The sequence below is a fragment of the Sphingobium sp. TomTYG73 genome (assembly GCF_055394245.1).
Genome location: NZ_AP027340.1, coordinates 717573 through 736683 on the forward strand (window position 1 = coordinate 717573; position 19111 = coordinate 736683).

Annotated in this window: 12 protein-coding genes; 3 read left to right on the plus strand and 9 right to left on the minus strand. The window is 58.4% G+C overall.

Annotated elements, in window-relative coordinates; translation table 11 throughout:
- Positions 1 to 18: 18 nt before the first annotated feature.
- Positions 19 to 2277: a glycoside hydrolase family 3 N-terminal domain-containing protein gene (locus tag ACZ5TH_RS16120; protein ID WP_464795271.1), complete on the minus strand. Its 2259-nt coding sequence runs from the start codon at positions 2275 to 2277 to the stop codon at positions 19 to 21.
- A 300-nt stretch (positions 2278 to 2577) separates the two neighbouring features.
- Between ACZ5TH_RS16120 and ACZ5TH_RS16125 the strand changes: the two genes are divergently transcribed.
- Complete coding sequence (locus tag ACZ5TH_RS16125) at positions 2578 to 2865, plus strand: hypothetical protein (protein ID WP_464795272.1); 288 nt, start codon at positions 2578 to 2580, stop codon at positions 2863 to 2865.
- 162 nt (positions 2866 to 3027) lie between these two features.
- Here ACZ5TH_RS16125 and ACZ5TH_RS16130 read toward each other — a convergent pair whose 3' ends face one another.
- The 7 genes from ACZ5TH_RS16130 to xylB form a co-directional block, all read right to left on the minus strand.
- Entirely contained in the window at positions 3028 to 3717 is a 690-nt protein-coding gene (locus ACZ5TH_RS16130) for a TetR/AcrR family transcriptional regulator (RefSeq protein WP_460988357.1), read from the minus strand.
- A gap of 94 nt (positions 3718 to 3811) precedes the next feature.
- Positions 3812 to 5272 (minus strand): GH39 family glycosyl hydrolase, encoded by a 1461-nt coding sequence (locus ACZ5TH_RS16135; protein WP_464795273.1) that lies wholly within the window; start codon positions 5270 to 5272, stop codon positions 3812 to 3814.
- A 109-nt stretch (positions 5273 to 5381) separates the two neighbouring features.
- The gene (locus tag ACZ5TH_RS16140; RefSeq protein WP_464795274.1) at positions 5382 to 7751 is read right to left on the minus strand and encodes a glycoside hydrolase family 3 N-terminal domain-containing protein; all 2370 of its coding nucleotides are present in this window, start codon (positions 7749 to 7751) and stop codon (positions 5382 to 5384) included.
- Positions 7752 to 7939: 188 nt separating this feature from the next.
- Positions 7940 to 10327: a TonB-dependent receptor gene (locus ACZ5TH_RS16145; RefSeq protein WP_464795275.1), complete on the minus strand. Its 2388-nt coding sequence runs from the start codon at positions 10325 to 10327 to the stop codon at positions 7940 to 7942.
- A 412-nt stretch (positions 10328 to 10739) separates the two neighbouring features.
- Positions 10740 to 11636, minus strand: a complete 897-nt coding sequence (locus tag ACZ5TH_RS16150) for an aldose 1-epimerase (RefSeq protein WP_464795276.1) — start codon at positions 11634 to 11636, stop codon at positions 10740 to 10742.
- Positions 11606 to 12919, minus strand: a complete 1314-nt coding sequence (gene xylA / locus ACZ5TH_RS16155) for a xylose isomerase (RefSeq protein WP_464795277.1) — start codon at positions 12917 to 12919, stop codon at positions 11606 to 11608. The genes ACZ5TH_RS16150 and xylA overlap by 31 nt, the downstream gene beginning before the upstream one ends.
- 10 nt (positions 12920 to 12929) lie before the next feature.
- A complete protein-coding gene (gene xylB, locus ACZ5TH_RS16160; protein ID WP_464795278.1) occupies positions 12930 to 14372 on the minus strand; it encodes a xylulokinase in 1443 nt (480 codons plus the stop codon).
- Between the two features lie 113 nt (positions 14373 to 14485).
- Between xylB and ACZ5TH_RS16165 the strand changes: the two genes are divergently transcribed.
- A complete protein-coding gene (locus ACZ5TH_RS16165) occupies positions 14486 to 15544 on the plus strand; it encodes a LacI family DNA-binding transcriptional regulator (RefSeq protein WP_464795279.1) in 1059 nt (352 codons plus the stop codon).
- Positions 15545 to 15595: 51 nt separating this feature from the next.
- A complete protein-coding gene (locus tag ACZ5TH_RS16170; RefSeq protein WP_464795280.1) occupies positions 15596 to 16999 on the plus strand; it encodes a sugar porter family MFS transporter in 1404 nt (467 codons plus the stop codon).
- Between the two features lie 380 nt (positions 17000 to 17379).
- Here the strand turns inward: ACZ5TH_RS16170 and ACZ5TH_RS16175 are convergent, their stop codons facing one another.
- Complete coding sequence (locus ACZ5TH_RS16175; protein ID WP_464795281.1) at positions 17380 to 19101, minus strand: FAD-binding protein; 1722 nt, start codon at positions 19099 to 19101, stop codon at positions 17380 to 17382.
- Positions 19102 to 19111: the final 10 nt, after the last annotated feature.

The following is a 19111-nucleotide window of genomic DNA, read 5'->3' on the forward strand; positions in this document are numbered from 1 at the left end:
CCTAGGTGCGCCGTCAGATCAAGCGACCTCAAACTCTTCCGCCAGCCCTGCCGCCTCAGCGGACTGCGCGATCCATAATTTGAAACGGCCAGCCTCGATCAAGGGCTTCAGATCGACGCCGATGAAGGCAAGGTCTGCGGCCCGCAAATCCAGCGTCACCTGTTGCGATTGGCCCGGCGCCAGTTCGACATGCCGGTAGGCCTTCAGCTCACGGATCGGCTGGGTGACGGATGCGACGACATCCTGTACGTAGAGCTGCACCAATTCCCGGGCAGCATATTGCCCATGGTTGCTGACCGTCACCGTGACGCGCAGCTGGCCATCCATCCCGATTTTCTTGGAGGAAAGGACGAGATCGGAATAGCTGATCTTTCCATAGGTCAGGCCATGGCCGAATGGAAAGCGCGCCTCATATTTCGACGTGATATAGCGCGTGTTGTTTGGGCGGCCCGGCCGCCGGTGCGCGTAATAATAGGGCACCTGCCCCGCCGAGATGGGGAAGCTGACCGGCAGGCGGCCGGACGGGCCAGTCGCGCCGAACAGGATATCGGCAGTGGCATTGCCCGTTTCGGAGCCCAGAAACCAGGCGACCAGAATCGCCGGAGCATCAAGGATCGCCCCTTCCAATGCCAGTGCCCTTCCATTCCGCAAGGCGACTATCATCGGCTTGCCGACTGCGGCGACCGCCTCTGCAAGGGCCTGTTGCGCGGGGGGCACGACAATCAGATCGCGCGATGCAGCCTCGCCCGACATCGCTTCGCGTTCTCCCACTGCAAGGATGACGATGTCAGCGGCACGGGCAGCTGCGACGGCGGCGTCGATACCGCCTTCAATGGGGCTGGTAATATCGCTGCCCTTTACGATGCTGACCATCGAGGCGTCGGCAACGGCCGTCCGCACCGCGCTAGCCAGATCGACTGCTTCCTTGTTGTCCGCAAACAGCGTCCAGGGACCGTGCAAGTTGCTCGGCCCCTCGGCAAACGGCCCGATGATGGCGATGCGCTTGCCCTTGCGTGGCAGGGGCAGCAAATCTCCCTCATTCTTCAACATGACGATCGATCGTCTGGCTGCCTCGCGCGCGAGCGACAGCGCAGGCTTCGTGCGCATGCGCGTCTGCTGGCGTTTCAGGTCCATGCGCCGGAACGGATCCTCGAACAGGCCAAGCTGTTCCTTCAGCGCGAGGACGCGGCCGACCGCCTCATCGACCCGTTCCATCGGCACTTCGCCCGCTTGCACCAGCGAGGGCAGATGGTCGCGATAGATGCCACTCGCCATGCTCATGTCGAGTCCGGCCATGATTGCGATCCGCGCGGCGTCGCGGGCGTCGGCGGCCAAACCACGGGCCGCGATCTCCACATCGCCGTTATAGTCGCCAACGACCAGTCCATCGAACCCCATCTCGCCGCGCAATATGTCGGTCAGATATTCGCGGCCACCATGAATGGGACGCCCCGCGATATCCTCAAACGCGGCCATGACGGTGGCGCAGCCCGCGTCGATGGCTGCCTGAAACGGCGGAAGATAGACTTCCCGTAGCGTCCGCTCTGAAATGTCGGCTGTATTATAATCCAGCCCACTTTCCGCAGCGCCATAAGCGACGAAATGCTTCATGCACGCAGCAACCGATGCATCGTTCGAGAGCGAACGGCCCTGAAATCCCCGCGTCCGGGCGCGGGCCATATCCATGGACAGAAGCACATCTTCGCCAGCGCCTTCGACTGTCCGGCCCCAACGGGCATCGCGGCCCACATCGACCATCGGTGCGAAGACCCAGTCGAACCCGGTTGCCGCCATCTCCTCCGCTGCTGCACGGGCAGTGCGCTCGGCAAGGTCGGGGTCGAAACTCGCCGCCTCAGCCAGTGGAACCGGGAAAACCGTGCGATAGCCGTGAATGACATCGCCCGCGAAGATCATGGGGATGCCGAGCCGTCCCTTCATCGCGGCAGCCTGCAACTTGCGATGCGCATCCACGCCAAAGCCGTTGAAAACGCCGCCCAACCGTCCCGCCTGCGCGTCGCCAACAAGATTTTCGACATTCTTGACTGCGGCAGCGGGGTTGATCTTGGCTGCGGCGGCGGAGGTCCAGGGGGTTGGCATCAGCGTCAGCTGCCCCGCCTTCTCTTCGATCGTCATCTGCGCAATCAGCGATTTCACGCGGCTCGACAGCGGGCGACGTACAGCCCCCATCGCCGCAGGGATGCCCGATGCCTGCCATGCGAAAAGGCATGCGGAGCTGATCAGGACAGATCGGCGGCTGATGGTGGTATCGCGGAACATCTCGGGCAAACTCCAATAAAAAAGGCAGGTGTGGCGAGCGCTCTTTACGAGCTGATTTCCTTGCCGTTGGCGCAGCGCGGTCCTTCCAGCCAGCCGCCCAGGCGATCGCGCCAGCGATCATATCGGGATGCTTCGGCTCCTACCCTTAGCCATCATCGCCTCGGCCGTCTCTCTCCCACGAGATTAGTGTCATTCAGCAGCGAGCAAGGCATACTCATACATCTACATGCAAGTAAACAGTCTCGTTGCATTTTTTCGAGTTTCTGTTAGATGTTCTGCCATTCGTTGATGGAGAGTTGGATGATGAAGCAATTGATTCTAGCCGCGACAGTCCTGGCTATGGCCCCCCTCCCCGCTTTCGCTCAAACGGCTTATTCAAGCTCGACGACGGAAATCGGCACGCTGCTGGACGATCCTGCGGCAAAGGCTATTCTGGAAAGGCATGTTCCTGGCATGACCACCAACGACCAGGTCGATATGGCCCGGTCGATGACGCTGAAGGATATCCAACAATATTCGCCCGATCAGATCACCGACAAGGTGCTTACGGAAATCGACGCAGACCTTGCCAAGCTGAAGGCTAAGTAAGGCTGGAGCGTTTTCGAAGCAGATGAAGTCGTCTGCTGGCTCGGAGGACGCCGAAAGAAAAAGATAAATAGAGCATAATCCGATTCAATGTGATCGGATTATGCTCTATTCGGCGGGCCGGGGATGAATATCCGGCCAGTCCTGCTCATGCCGTTTATGGCATCACCAACTTTCCCTGCCGCGCAGCAGAACGTCTACGGCTTGTGAAGCAAATTCCGCTGCTTCGGCTGGACTGATGGTCCGTACCGTTTCCTCGGTCCTGCGCCACCCCTGTATCATGCTCAACAATTGTATAGCCGTTCGCCTGGGGTCCTTTGGAGGTACAGGATCGTTCCGCGTACCTCTTATTATTTCCTCGGTCAGAAATTCGACTTCGTAGTTATAGCCTACCTGATAGAATGTTTCAGCAATTTCAGGAAATCGGTGCGCTGTTGTTGCAATTAACTGGCTAAATTTCTGAACTTCAGGACTGGCGAGCATATGGATAAAGGTTTGCGCGTGTCGCCGCAGACTTTCCGGAAACTCTTCTGGTATGTCACTATTACGTCTGCTGGCTTCGTCAGACCATGTACGGACACGATCTTCGACGACTGCCCTCATCAGTGCATCCTTGGTCGAATGCCGAATATATAGGGTTCTTTTTGAAACCCCCGCAGCTTGTGCCACGGCTTCCATCGAGGTGGTTTCGTAACCGACCGAAAGGAATAATTCCTTCGCTGCCGATAAAATAGCCTCTTCGATCTCGCCCGCCTTTTTATTCGGTGGGCGTCCCATGCGTCTAACGGGCGCGCTTCCGGAATTAGATTCTGCGCCTCTCCCTGAACCGCATTTCTTCGCTTCCTTCACCCGCATGTCCCGTTTTCGTTAGGCGTATCCACTTATGAACATATCGCTTGAGCAGCAAGCCGTCCAAGGTCGATGGACGGCCTGCATTCAACAAAGCAGATCAGGCCGTCAATTCGATCAGGGCCAAACCTTCAGGCGGCAGATCCAGCGTCAGGACGCCCTGCCCGTCCAGGCGCCGCGTTTCCGGCGGAGCGAGTTCGGCCGATCGGCGAATCTGCTCGATCTGGTCCTTTTTGGGATATTGCGGCGAACCCAGCTCGCGCCATTTGGGAAGAGGCGAACCCCGCTCCTGATCGACATAGCTGACTTGCACGCTCTTGCCCGGAGCGGCTCCCTTGAGTTTGACCTCGATTTTTTTACGCTCTCCCGTGACGATCCGCTGGTTGCTCATGCCTGGGATGCCCGCAGGCTGCTTCACCTCGGCCAGGTTCCACACCAAAGCCGCTGCCCCGTTTCGCGTCTTGCTCGCCAGAGTCGGCCCCGTCGCTGATAGTCGGCGCTGGCCGAGCCGGTGCAACAATTTGTAGCTATTGAAAGCCGGCCGCGCGATGCCGCGTTGGGCCAGCATGCCCCATCCACCATCACCTTCCTTAAGGATGAAGTTGGGGAAGTTGATTTCCTCAAACACATTGCTGATGCACCATTGCGCCATGGCATGGCAGTAAGGCAGGCAATTGCTGATGATATGCGCAATCATCGCCGGGCTGTCTGACGACCATTCTGACAGCCATAGTTCGGCGCCCTTGTATCGCGTCGCGTCGATCTGGCTTCTGACCTTGGCCATGGCCGCCGGAATCACGTCCTTGTGAGGATAGCGATTGGCCTCGCCGAACAGCTCCTTCTGATCGTCCCCGGCATAGATGTGCGTTGACACGAAATCGACAGGCAGATTTTCCTGCGCACAGAAGCCCAGGAACTCGGGAATCCACTGCGCCGCCGCAGAAGATGGCCCGCCGACGCGCAGCTTGGGATCAACTTCCTTGATTGCCCGTGCTGCGGCTTTGTACATGGCGAAATAGTCAGCCTGCGTGCCGCTGAAGAACCAGTTGAGATTGGGCTCGTTCCAGACCTCGAAATACCATTGGCGCACCGCAGAGGCCCCGTAACGATCCAGCAAGTGACGCACGAAAACCTGAATGAAGGCGCCCCACGCCTCTGGAGAGGCCGGTGGACTGATGTTGGCATCATAGGTGAAATTGAGCTTCTTATTCGCGCTGGCGAGCTTCTTGGGCATGAAGCTCAATTCGACAAAGGGCTGGACACCTCTTGCCAACACGCCGTCATAGACATCATCGACATTCTGGAAGTTCGGGTCCTTGCCGTTCATGCCGCCAGGCCAGACACCCAGATCATCGTTGAAGATGCCGTGGAAACGTACGCGCTCAAGCCCCGTTTCATTATGGAAGCGCTCGAGATCGTGGCGCCAGCTCTCGCGCAGCGTTGCGGAGGCACGATCCGATCCGGCGCAACGGGACCAGATATGATCAAGCGCACCCGCATCACGGCGTAGATCGATCTCGACATGCTCGGCAGCGATTTGCCCAAATGCTGGCCTGGCCACAGCAGAAGCTGCCAAAGCTGCCGCACCGGCCCCAATGATTTCTCGGCGGTCCCACATCACTTTTACTCCTCAGGCAGCCGCGTTACGGCGCCCTCTCCAATTTCGCCGATCAAACGACCGTGAGCTTTACCGATTTCAGGCTGGCTGAACTGGACCCCGCGTGGATGGTGAAAGTCCCCGGTTCGACGACATAAGCCATATCGATGTTCCAGAAGGCCAGGCTATCGGGATCAAGACTGAACTTTACCGTGCGTTTCTCGCCGGGCTTCAATGTCACACGTTCAAACCCCCGCAGTTCCAAAACCGGGCGCGGCACGGAACTTACATCGTCACGAACATAGAGCTGGACTACCTCGTCGCCTGTTCTGGGACCGCTGTTGGTGACATCCACTTCCACTATGGCCGTTTCCCCGATTGCGATCGTGGATTTCGCGAGGCGAGGCGCGGAAATGTCGAATGTCGTGTAGCTGAGGCCATAGCCGAAAGGGAAGAGCGGCGTTATTTTGGTCTCAACATAGCGCTTGCCGGTCTTGGCCGATGGGTGCTGATTGTAGAACATCGGCAGGTCACCGACCGAGCGCGGGAAAGTGACCGGCAGCTTCCCACCCGGGTTGATCTTCCCAAACAGCACATCGGCGAACGCATTCCCGCCTTCCTGTCCAAGGTACCAGCCCTCGATCAAAGCATTGGCCTTCTCAGCCAAGCGATTGACCGAAAGAGGGCGTCCATTGATCAACAAGGCGATTATGGGTTTCCCCGTCGCGATCATGGCTTCGACCAGCGCATCCTGATCGCCGAAGAGGTTGAGGGTGTTGCGATCGCCCGGCGCACCTCCATGGATCGCTTCTCGCGTGATTTCCGGAACGTCGCCAACGACGAGCAGTATCACATCCGCCCGCTTTGCAACCTCCACTGCCTGAATGATGCGCGCGGCGTTCTCAGCAGGATCGGGATACCGGGCAGCCCGAGCCGGCAAATGCTGGCCCGTTGGGTCAGGCTTGATGATCTGAACACCTTCAGCATGTTCGACGGATACCGCCGGACCAGCAGCCGCTTTCACACCTTCCAAAATCCCCACGGCTTGAGCGTTCACCGAGGAATATCCACCAAACAACGGCTCGACCGCATTGGGTCCGATCACCGCAATCCTTTGCGGCCTGGCGGTATTGATCGGCAATATGCCGTCATTCTTGAGGAGCACTATCGATTTCTGCGCGACTTTGCGGGCAAGCGCCTTACTCGTCGGCGCATTGACCTGGCGCAGCGCGCGCGGTTTGCTGACATAGGGATTTTCAAACAGACCAGCTTCAAATTTCAGCGCCAGAATGCGGGAAACAGCTACATCCAGACTCGCTTCGGGGATGCGCCCGGAACGCACTAGTTCGGGTAAACGGGCGTAGGCTTGGCCCTCAGGCAATTCAGCATCGACGCCCGCATGTACCGCCATCACCGCAGCCTCATCATCATTCGCTGCCATATAATGTTGGGTGACGAGATTGGTGATGCCGCCATAGTCGCTGAAATAGGCGCCGCGAAAACCCAGTCGCTCTCGGCCCGTGCGCTGGAGCAGTTCATAACTGGCATGTGAGGGAACGCCCTCAAGCTCGTTATAGGACGGCATGATGACGGCCGGGTCGGTTTTCTTGATCACCTGGGCAAAGGGCACGAGGAAATTTTCGCGCAGCGTCCGCTCGCTCATGTCGGCGGGCGCGGTATTAAGCCCACCCTCGGGCGCCCCGTGTATGAAATGCTTGAGCGTCACGAATACCTTGTCCGCCGCCAAGGGGCGTGTGCCCTGCTGGCCACGCACGGACGCGATACCCATTTGACTCACCAGATAGGGATCTTCGCTGAAAAACTCCTCCACCCGGCCAAATCGTGGATCACGGGCCAGGTCGAGGACGGGACTAAGCGCAACCGTTGCGCCCCGCATCCGAGCCTCGCGCCCCGCAAGTTCGTAAGCCTGCTCAACCAAAGCTGGGTCCCACGTACTGCCCAGGCCCAGCGGAATTGGGAAGATCGTCGCGTCCCTCGCCTTAAGACCATGAGCCGTCTCCTCATGGAACAGTGCGGGAATGCCCAGACGCGTATTTTCGACCAGATGTCGTTGAATGGCGTTGACGAGGTCGATCGTCTCTCCAGGTGAACGGTAATTGTCCTTGGCTACACGCGCCGTTCCGTTGGTATCACTCGGGTTACCGATCTGACCGATGCCGTTCACGAAAACCTGCTTGGCCTTCTCCGGCGAAAATAGGTCACCCTCTAGAAACAGCGATTTTGTGTAGGCGATCGACCGCATCTGCGCGGCTTTTTCTTCCAAAGTCATCCGGCTCAACAAATCGCGTACGCGCTCTTCGATGGGAGCTTTCGCGTCGCGATATCGGGGCTTGCCCGCAACGTCGGCCATGGCCGTAACTGGCATCGCCAGAGCGGTTGAAGCGATGAACATGCGCCGCGTAAGGGCGAGCCGGTCAGCCAAGGAATCCTCCGTTCAAAAAGTCATAGGCGTCCCGCAACGTAGTGGGCGGATCGTCATATGAAAATCTTACAACAGGAAGAGGGGAAAAGTAAACAGGGCCGTACCATTATATCCTTGCGCCAACGATTTTTCCAGCGTCGGAGCACGAAAAGGCCCGCCAGCGCATAACGCTGGCGGGAGTGGAGAGTTTAGAAACGGAACGACCCGGAGATACCGAACTCCCGTGGATTGGTGAGGTTCACAGAGCGATATCCTGAATCGAAGATCACACCAGGACCGCCCAGAACGTTGTTCCCGGTGATAGTCGCATTGTTGATGCTGATGTTAGTGACCTTGTTCTGATTCAGCAGGTTGCGGACAAAAGCCGATACTTCCCACTTGTTCGTATCTCCACCTCGCAAACCGACGAACAGGTTGATGAGTTCGCGATGAGGATAACGGTATTGCTGATTCTGAGAATAAACGCTCGGGCGATAGGTGATCAGGCCACGAATGAACGGCTGGATCGGCCCAGTTCCGAAGCGGTATTCGCTGTTCGCAGTGAGGCTGAAATCAGGCACGTCCGCAAGACGCGAGTTGCGCTGACAATAGCTAACGTTGTTGACTCCGCCGAATGCCGAATTGGGAACAACGATGGACTGATTGGTCACCGGATCCACCGTGTTGCACGGCAGGAGCGCATTTTTATAACGCGCCTTCACGTACGACATGCTGACTGACACGTCCCAATTGTCTGTCGGCCGACCTGCGAGGGTCGCCTCAATGCCCTTAACTGTGGCTTTGCCATTATAATTATAATCGGCGTTCGTATCCACGGTGCCGTCCGGCGGGCCGAAATATACGCCATCCGGAACCCCATCACCCGTAACGTCGATATTGGTGCCCTGATCGGTCGCAATCCCAGTGAAGCGGGAGATGAAGTTATCGAACTTCTGGTAGAAGGCTGCAACGTCGAGCGACAAGCGACGATCAAAAAAGGCTGACTTGAAGCCCACTTCAAAAGTATCGGCATGCTCCGCTTTGCTGATTGCCAGATCCTGACTGACATTCTGCGGTACGCCGACGCCTGCCGTCGGGGCACGGAATGAACGCCCATATGCTCCGTAAACGGTGAGATCCGGGGTAGCTTTGTAAGTCAGCGTGGCGGATCCAGTGAATGGATGCGATTTCTTCTCGAAATCTACGATCGGGAATGTTCCAGCGCCCGGAATGGAGATGGTTGCGAACTGTTTTCCGCTGATAACGGAATAACGGCCCGCCGCTTCAAAGGTCAGCTTGTCAGTAGGCTGGAGCCGAACGCTGCCGGCCACAGAGTAGCTTTCACCACTAACAGGTATGTTGATCACGCCGGGGACAGGAAAAATGGGAGCCACAGGAACGGGGACACCGGGTACGCTGGGAATGTAATCCAACGGTTTATCGACTGTCACATTGCCGGTATTCTTGCTGTAAGTACCGCCGATCGTCCAGTTGAAGAAGCCATCATTGTTGGACATCAACCGCAGTTCACCAGAGTCGACATTATAGGGCGTACGCGTGATCTGGGTTGGCGCATAGTTGTGGATCGCATTCCCCGCGTCAAACTCCCCATATTGGGTGAGTTTGGTCTCCTGATGTCCGCCGACGAATGACAGGGTGACGGGACCCAGATCATATTTCGCATCCAGGGTGAGCAGATGGCTATTATTAATGAAGCGGCTGCGCCCTTCTGCCAAGGTATAGCGATCATCCAATCCGACCGGCGGATTGCCAATTACAGGATTGCCCGGACCAAAGACCTGCGGGTACAGAATATTATCAGCATTCAGATACTGATACATCACGTTGATGTCGAAGCCGTCCGTCGGCTGAAACGCAACCGACAGCCGGGCGCTTTCGGTTCGACTTTGCGAACGGTCGCCACGAACGATATTGCGCACCTGGTTCAAACGGTTGCCATCGACCAGCATCGAGGCGCGTATGGCAAGCTTGTCCTCGATTACCGGCAGCGATACGCCGCCCTGCACGTTGTAGCCGGCATCTTCGGTCGCGCTGCCCTGCACATAGCCCTCGATCTTATTGAGGTTTGCACGGCGGGTCCGAATGGTAATGGCGCCCGATGGAGCCGTACGGCCGCGCAGGCCGCCCTGCGGTCCGCGCAAGACTTCGATCTGATCGATGTCGTAAATAGCAGTGAAAGCCGTTTGCGCATCGATTGGAACTTCATTGAAGTAAAGATCAACTGCCGGTCCGGTCCCCTGGTCAGGGTCGAAGTTTACGCCACGCAGCGTTGCGGAGTTCGCACGACCATTGTCGTTGCGCAGCTCAAGGCCCGGAGCAAGCTGCTGCACATCCTTGACATCGAAAATTTTAAGGCGTTCGATCTGCTCGCCTGTCGCGACGTTGATGCTCATCGGAACATTCTGCAACGACTCGGCCCGGCGTGTCGCGGTCACGACGATTTCGGCGCTGGATTGATTAGCCCCTGTCGAGACGTTGCCATTCGCTTCCTGAGCCCAGACGGGCGCCGACAGGCCGCAAGCTGCGCTGGTTGCGAGCAATAGCGACAATGTGTGTGTACGCAAATTCCTTTGCATCATCCTCTCCCCATAGATTGTTCAAACTTAACTTTTCACGTCTGGCTGGACTTTGCCGAAAGCACCGCTTTTCAGCTTCACCCAAAAAGCGCAAACTTAACCAATACTGCTGTGTCGCCGCACATGACCTGAGAAACCGCTGTCGCTTGACGTGCCTAAGCGCGCTTTGCACTTGACACCTACGCCTCTTAGGACAGGCTTTGGTAGCGCTATCTTTATAATCGAAGCGTAACGTTAGCCTCTCGTTGATTCCCCTTTTTTTGTGTGACGGAAGAATCCTGACGCAACCAAGTGCAAAAGTAAACTGGGCCGGACATTTTTTTCTGGGTGTTGCTATTTGCCAACAAAAGCAGTGGCTCGACGAGCCCTTAACCATTTCCGCTCACCCATGCAGTTTGCCTAGCGCCGAAACCTAAGAATAGGGCTTGCTTCCGTTCCTAGTGGCGCGAAACGACGTCACTGCCGCAAAGCTTTCCCCCGGCTTTAGCCATTTGACGTCATCAGGTGAAGAGTTGAGAGCGTTAGTCGCGTGGCTAACTGGCTCGACGCAGATAAAATTCTGTCCCTCCGGCGTGTAGACTACCGTATGAGGCAGCGCATCTCCTGGTTGGATTACGAGCGACAAATTACGGGAAGGCCATGAAATTGATAAGGCCCCCTGCCGGTTCGTGTAAACAGTATCCACTCGGCGCTCTTCCACGCTGCGGCCGCCCCACCAATCAATTCCCCGGTCTTTAAGGTCCAAGTCTTGCGGGAGACAGTCTCCATCATTTCGCCACTCGCCATGATGCAGCCCATAATAAACCGTGTTGCAATCCCGAGGGAAATAAGGATGAAGTCCCAGTCCTGCGGGCATCAGGCTTTGACCATGATTTATTATTTGCAGCCCGATCGTTAGCCCTTCCTCCGTTAGTTCAAACTGCTGCTCGGCATAATATGGCCAGGGCCATTCCCCTTCCAAATAATGATGGCCAAGCGTCACGCTGTTCACATCAGAGTGTTCAACAGTCCAAGACGCCAGCCATCCAAATCCATGCAGTGTATGCGGATGGTCTGAACCGGGGAAGTTCGGTCTCAGCTGCACTTCGCGCCCATTGGCCTGGAAGCGGCCAAAGGCGATCCGGTTTGAAAAGGGCACTAATGGAAAACAGGCAACGTCCAATATTGCAGGACCGCAGGCGGGGCGAAGCAACGCTTCACCCCGCCACTCGAACGCCAAGATCGAGCCGCCACGTTCCGGCTCCAACAAAAGGCGGTAATCGCCTGCTCGGATTTCCATCAGAAGCGGTTCACCATATTTTCCAGCCACTCCTGGCGGCCCGATCGCAACTGCGGCGCCAGATCGCGGGAAACCGCAATATCGGCGATCGAAGCGAGCGTCGCATTATTGGAATGAACGGCCTGCCCCAAATCTTCCTTCCAGCCAGAATAGCGTTCCGCACGGAACGCATCGACGCGCCCGTCCTCGATGATCGCCGCCGCCTTGATGAGCGCATGCGCGACCGTGTCGATCCCGCCAATGTGGCCGTGGAAAAGATCGACCGCGTCTACGCTCTGCCTCCGCACCTTTGCGTCGAAATTGAAGCCCCCGTCATTGAAGCCTCCCGCGCGGATAATCTCCAGCATGGCCAGGGTCAGCTCCTCGACCGAATTGGGAAATTGGTCCGTGTCCCATCCATTTTGGTGATCGCCGCGGTTTGCATCGATCGACCCAAAGAGGCCAAGCGCCCGTGCCATGGCGATTTCATGCTCAAATGTGTGGCCTGATAAAGTGGCGTGGTTCGCCTCAATGTTCACGCGAACTTCGCCTTCCAGGCCGAAGCGCTTCAAGAAGCCGTAAACGGTCTGTGTATCGAAATCATATTGATGCTTGGTCGGCTCGTGCGGCTTGGGCTCAATCAGGATCGTTCCTTTGAAGCCAATGCGATGTTTATGATCGACGACCAGGCTCAAGAAACGGCCGAAATTTTCCTGCTCAATGCCGATTTCCGTATTGAGGATCGTATCATAACCTTCGCGACCGCCCCACAATACATAGTTGGCTCCGCCCAAACGATGGGTGGCTTCCAACGCGTCTCGAACCTGGCTCGCGGCCCAGGCGTATACTTCGGGATCCGGATTGGTTGCCGCGCCCGCCATATAGCGGGGATGGCTGAACAGGTTAGCCGTGCCCCACAACAGCTTGCGGCCATGCTGGGCCTGCAGTTGCTCCAGATGATCAACCGCCTCGGCAAAACTTTTGCGAAAATCGCCGATCGTGTCGGCATCGGCCATCACATCGACATCGTGGAAGCAGTAGAAAGGCACGTCGAGCTTTTCGATGAAAGAGAGCGCTGCCTCTCGCTTCGATCGCGCCGCCGACGCGTCGTTGGCACCTGCATGCCAGGGGCGCCGGAAGGTGCCGCCGCCGAAAACATCGCTCCCCGGCCAGCAGAAGCTGTGCCAGAAGCACACGGCGAAGCGCAGATGGTCTTCCATGCGCTTGCCCAATATGACGCGATCCTTGTCGTACCAGCGGTAGGCAAGGTCATTGGCGCTTTCCGGCCCTTCATAGCCGATGGTCGGGAATTCAGCGAAATAACTGGCGGACACGAATTTCTCCTTACAAAGACTTGAGGGCCGAATAGGCCGCTCTGAAACGGGCAAGCCGCGGCGCGAGACGGTCGGCGAGCGCCGCATCGGGTTCTATGACGTCCGAAATTGATGGGCGGGTACAAGCTTCAGCGGCGCTTGCTCCGGTCACGGCCATGAGGGCAAGCTTAGCCGCCCCCAGCGCAGGCCCCACTTCTCCACCTTCCAAATAGGCAAGGCGCACGTTCAATGCGGCTGAGATGATCGAACCCCAATAGCGCGATCGCGCGCCGCCGCCGATGACCGCAAGCTCCTCGATCGTCGTACCCGCCTGGCGCAGTACGGCAATACCGTCTGCGTGCGCAAAGGCCACGCCTTCCAGAACGGCCGCTGCGATGCGCTTTCGATCCGTTTCATTGTCGATACCCAGCACAGCGCCGCGAATATGCGAGTCATTGTGTGGCGTACGCTCGCCCGAAAGATACGGTAAAAACAGTTCAGGCCCCACTCCGCTGCCAGCCTCTTGCGCCAACGCAAAGAAATCCGCGGGGCCGTCCGCCCCTACCGCCTTCACGCCCCAGTCGATGCAGGACGCGGCGGACAAATGTACGCTCATCTGGTGCCACATCGCTGGCAGGCAGTGGCAGAAGGCATGTACCGCTCCATCGGGGTTCGGCCGAAACGCGCTTGTAGCGACGAAAATCACGCCTGAAGTGCCAAGCGACAACAGTGCGTCCCCTTCGTTGACCACTCCAATGCCAGCGGCGCCCGCTGCGTTGTCACCACCCCCAGCCGCCACGGGCACGGCAGCCATGCCCCACCGCGCGGCCACTTCGGAACGCAACACGCCCGTGATCCCATTGCCCTCGAAAAGGACAGGCATATGCTGCCGCGAAAGCCCGGTGGCGGCCAGCATAACGTCGCTCCAGTCGCGTGCCCCCACATCAAGCCACAATGTCCCGGCGCTATCCGACAGATCGGACGCCATCTCGCCGCTCATGCAAAGGCGGACATAATCCTTGGGCAGCAGCACCTTGTGGACCCGATCGAAAACTTCAGGCTCATGCTCCCTCACCCACATCAACTTTGGCGCGGTGAAGCCTGGCATGGCAAGATTCCCCGTAATCGCGCGCGATTCCGGAATCTCCTCCTCCAGCTTTCGGCATAATTGGAAGCTGCGTCCATCATTCCACAGGATGGCGGGGCGAAGCGGCTTATGGTCCACCCCCAGCAGCGTCGCGCCATGCATTTGCCCGGCGAGTCCGATGCCCTGCACCCCTGCGCGTAAGTCATCAGGCAGCGCAAGAATGGCGGCTTCGGTTGCCTGCCACCAGTCCTGGGGATCTTGCTCAGACCATAAAGGGAAAGGCCGTGATACATTTAACGGCGCGTTCCCAGTCGCCAGCACTTTGCCATCCTGCGCGGCTATCACGGCTTTAACGCCCGATGTGCCAATATCTATGCCGAGAAACATCTCGCTACACCCTCTCCTAACCTGCGTAGGTAGCGCTAACATTCATCATCATGCAAGAGGCTTGCTCAACCTCTCCCTTCGGAATAGGCGATGCAAAAGGGGAAATGCAGAAGATGGTCGCCAAAAGAGGTTCGCGCCGCAGAACCGAGGGACCCACAGTTGCCGATGTCGCGCACGCGGCGGGCGTGTCCCCAATGACCGTGTCCCGCGTTATCAACCATGATCAGCGGGTGAAAGACGCGACTCGCAAAAAGGTCGAAGTGGCCGTTGCCGCCTTGGGTTATGTCCCGAACGCTGCAGCACGCGCTTTGGCGGGGGCACGGCAATGCCGCATCGTCTTGCTATACGGCAATCCCAGCGCCGCCTACCTAAGCGAATTTCTTCTCGGAAGCCTCGGCTCTGCCCGAGAGAATGACGTCGAACTGATCGTCGATAAAATTGACCCGCTGGAAAAGCCCGTCATGCTCGCTGCCAGACTTGTCGCACACAGGGTCGATGCGGTGTTATTGCCGCCGCCGCTCTGCGACGACGCGGAACTGCTCAGCGCTCTGCAAAAATGCGGTCTCGCGGCCGCTCAGGTTGCATCCGGACAGCCATCGCCTTCCTCTCACGCCGTACTCATAGATGATGAGGAAGCGGCGTTCACAATGACTCAGCATATCCTGGCGCGCGGACATCGCCGTATCGGGTTCGTCACAGGCGACCCCAACCAAACCGCCAGTCATCTTCGGCGACAAGGCTATGAACGCGCTTTGCATTTGGCGGGGATCAAGCCGGACAAGAAGTTGGTCGCGCAGGGAAATTTCACCTACCGAGGCGGGCTTTCCGGAGCAGCCACGCTACTCGACATCACATCGCCGCCCAGCGCCATCTTCGCAGCCAATGACGACATGGCGGCGGGCGTGGTGAGCGCCGCGCACCAGCGAGGACTGGATGTGCCGAGCGATCTCACCGTTTGCGGGTTCGACGATACCGCCATCGCCACGACAATATGGCCCGAACTCACCACGATACGCCAACCGATTTCGGCTATGGCCAGCGTTGCGATCGAAATTCTTGCCCAGGCCGTGCGATCCAAGCGCCCCTTGGCGCGCGCTCAGCCTCAACATGTAAAACTTGATTACGAACTGGTCGTCCGCGGATCTGATGCAGCGCCTCAGCTAAAGACTTGACCACGTCCACAACTTCGCCATGGTAGCGCTCACAATAGGAGAGGTTCAGCTATGCATCGGGTTGCACAGGAGCGGGTCAATCTGGCTTTGATCGGCCGTATAGTCGCGGTTGCCACGATCGGCGGCTTCATGTTCGGATATGACTCCGGGGCAATCAACGGCACGCAGGAGGGGCTTCGCCACACCTTCGGACTTGACGAGGCTCAGCTTGGCCTGACGGTCAGCGCTTTGTTGCCAGGCTGTGCATTGGGCGCCTTCCTCGCGGGCCGCTTCGCGGATATCTGGGGCCGTCGTACCGTCATGATCGTCGCGGCGATCCTCTTCATCATCAGCGCCGTCGCCTCCGGCGGAGCATTCAGCGCAACAGTCCTCGCCATCGCCCGCTTCTTCGCTGGAATGGCGGTGGGCGCGGCAAGCGTCCTTTCCCCCGCCTACATCAGCGAAGTTACGCCCGCGCATATACGCGGAAGGCTGTCCAGCATGCAGCAGGTGATGATCATCTCGGGTCTGACCGGAGCCTTTTTCGCAAACTATTATCTCGCAGGCATCGCGGGATCCTCGCTTGGAACGGCTTGGGCCGGGCAGCCTGCCTGGAGATGGATGTTCTGGGTTCAAGCCGCACCGGCCCTATTATTCCTGGTGGCGCTATTCGGCATCCCGGAAAGCCCCCGCTTCCTAATCGCCAAGGGGCGACTGCAACAGGCCAGGCTGGTTCTGGATCGCCTGCTCGGCCCACAAGCCGCAGCCGAGAAAATGAACGAAATTAGCGCATCGCTTTCTCACGATCACCAGCCCAGCCTGGCCGATATTCGCAAGCCGGGCGGCGGTTGGCGCAAGATCGTCTGGGTCGGCATTGGCCTGGCCGTGTTCCAGCAACTCGTCGGGATCAATGTCGTCTTCTATTACGGCGCGGTACTCTGGCAGGCCGTGGGTTTCACAGAAAGCGACGCACTGAAGATCAATATCGCGTCTGGGGCCGTGTCGATCCTCGCATGCCTCGTATCGATCCTGCTCATCGACCGGATCGGGCGGCGGCCGCTTTTGCTGATCGGCTCGGCAGGCATGACAGCCACGCTCGCAACGCTGGCCTGGTGCTTTGGCAATGCGGCCATGGTCGACGGCGCCCTTCGCTTGCCGGCAGGGCTCGGCCTCGTCGCGCTGCTCGCTGCCAACATCTACGTGATATTCTTCAACCTCAGTTGGGGTCCGGTCATGTGGGTCATGCTTGGCGAAATGTTTCCCAACCAGATGCGCGGGTCGGCCCTCGCCGTGGCAGGCGCTGCGCAGTGGCTCGCGAACTTTCTTGTCAGTTCAAGCTTCCCTTGGCTGGCGAAGAATATCGGGCTGCCCGTCACCTATGGCGCATATACCACCTTTGCCCTGCTATCCCTGCTGTTCGTCTTTATGACGGTTCAGGAAACCAAGGGGATAGAGTTGGAGGCGATGCAGGGATAGCGGGTTGCCCAAGGCCTGGCGACCTCTGGATCGCCAGGCCGCTACCGCCAACCGTCATGGCGACGCCTTTTATCGGTCATCGGAGCAAGTGCGTATAGATGGCCGCGCTGTATAAATGTGCTTAACTGCATATTTTACAACACAGCCAACTTGCTGATGCGGGCAAATGCGATCGCAAGGCAATGCGCTCTGGGCCGCCGTGCAGTTCGGCCCAGAGCGCAGCACCGATGCGGCGAGAGTCCCTCAATCCGCACGGCAAACATGATCCAAATAGTGGTCATCTCGATTCGACCGATGCTCAACATAAGCAATCCGGCAATTAAGTAAACGCTCTGGTAGCATTAGCGCCTTGCTCCGGCGTGCTATCAAACCCAACGGCTTTAGTCCGACCTCGCCAGCGACCGCGCGGCACGGCGTCCGGAGAAGACGCAATCCGCAACCGACAAGCCGCTGACATAAATATTGGAGCAGATGCCGACAGCATTCCGGCCGGCCGCATAAAGTCCGCGGATCGGCTCACCCTCTTCGTTCAAGACTGCGCCACTATGCTCCTGCACCTTGAGGCCTCCCAGCGTCAGAACGGGGAGGAAACCCAATTTGGCGTCGATGGACATGTTGATGGCGTAAAAAGGCGCTTTGACGATCGGCACGATATCCTCGGAGGCTTTCCCCAGTGGGTCGACCACCCCTGTTTCGGCGAGCCGATTATAGTCGGCGACCGCTGCTTCAAGACCTTCCGGCGTGATCCCGCACTTTCCGGCCAGGCTCTTGATCGAGCCTGCCTTTTTCGACCCCAGGAGCATGGCGGCTAGTGCGGGGTAACGCTGAAAGCCCAGGATGGCCTTGCTCTTCGACTGGAGCTTGGCCGTTCGATAGCCATCATCGTCCAGGATGATCCAGCACACACCCTCATGATCTTCCACCATCGGCATACCGATAGACGCGCCATAGAGCATCTCGTTGACATATCGCTGGCCCTGCCGGTTTACGACCATGCCCTGCGCCCAGGCGATGGGCGGGTTGATGAAACGCCAAGCGCTGACATGCTGAAGGCGCGATACGTCACCGCCCGCGCTCTGCCCGAGCCGAATACCGCTTCCATCATCGCCGGGAGTGCCAAGCGGCATGCCCTTGAGATACTTGGGCGCATAATGCTCGACCATCTTTCGATTGAAAATGAAGCCCCCCGCCGCAAGACATACGCCGCGACGCGCGCGAATCACGCGCTTAACACCCGCCTTACGCTCCAAAGCCCCCGCTTTTTTAAACAGCCGTGACGCCAGGTGCGCGATGATGGGCGCGCCCGGCATCGAGGGCGGCAGGCGAAGTACCATAGCCGTCGCGCGACGCATCAAGGCGTCATAGCGCTTCCCCTCGGCGGTGCCGGGCTGCATCTGGATGGCAACCACGCCGACCACGCGACCATCGTGATCCATCACGAGCTGCCTCACCTTGGTGGAGGGCAAGGACTTGATCCCCAAACGCTCCGCTGACTTCCGCAGCGGATCATAAAGACCTTTCCCGTATCCCATCGGTGCATCCAGCTTGTCGACCAGGGCGCGATGCCCTCTCGGAGCAGGTTTCGCCACGGCCTTGTAGTTGGGCGCAAGGCTGTTGTCGGAATGATAGAGGGAATAGTCGGTGTGCGGATAGCTTGTCTTTTTCTCATAGACGCGCCCCGCGAAACGGACGCCATGTCCGGCCAGCCAACGCGCCGTATCTGCGCTCTCTTCGCAGAAGATCCGGAGCGTTTGGTCGCTGACAACGCCTTGGGTCTCCAAACGAAGATAGCTGAACATGTCTTCAACGCTGTCCTCGACACCTGCATCCAACTGAGCCGGCGTGCCGCCGCCTCCGTAGAATATGCCTCCGTTGATGCGCGTCGCGCCTCCTCCATCCGCACGATCGATGGCCAGGACCGACATGCCCTCTTCATGCGCCTGGATCGCTGCCGCGACGCCCGCGCCGCCATAGCCCACGATGATCACATCTTCTGCGCCGTCCCATTCGAAGGCGTCAGCATCCTCGATGACAAGCGGCGCTTCGACGTCGCTGTTCCAATGGGGGTCGCCAGGGCGAGGTTCACCGTGCGGACGAGTCATAATTGATCTC

Excerpts from the sequence above, each read along its gene's own strand:
- ACZ5TH_RS16170 (WP_464795280.1), top strand. The coding sequence starts at position 15,596 with ATGCATCGGGTTGCACAGGAGCGGGTCAATCTGGCTTTGATCGGCCGT.
- xylB (WP_464795278.1), bottom strand. The coding sequence starts at position 14,372 with ATGTTTCTCGGCATAGATATTGGCACATCGGGCGTTAAAGCCGTGATA.
- ACZ5TH_RS16130 (WP_460988357.1), bottom strand. The coding sequence starts at position 3,717 with ATGCGGGTGAAGGAAGCGAAGAAATGCGGTTCAGGGAGAGGCGCAGAA.
- ACZ5TH_RS16145 (WP_464795275.1), bottom strand. The coding sequence starts at position 10,327 with ATGCAAAGGAATTTGCGTACACACACATTGTCGCTATTGCTCGCAACC.
- ACZ5TH_RS16120 (WP_464795271.1), bottom strand. The coding sequence starts at position 2,277 with ATGTTCCGCGATACCACCATCAGCCGCCGATCTGTCCTGATCAGCTCC.
- ACZ5TH_RS16125 (WP_464795272.1), top strand. The coding sequence starts at position 2,578 with ATGATGAAGCAATTGATTCTAGCCGCGACAGTCCTGGCTATGGCCCCC.
- ACZ5TH_RS16165 (WP_464795279.1), top strand. The coding sequence starts at position 14,486 with ATGGTCGCCAAAAGAGGTTCGCGCCGCAGAACCGAGGGACCCACAGTT.
- ACZ5TH_RS16175 (WP_464795281.1), bottom strand. The coding sequence starts at position 19,101 with ATGACTCGTCCGCACGGTGAACCTCGCCCTGGCGACCCCCATTGGAAC.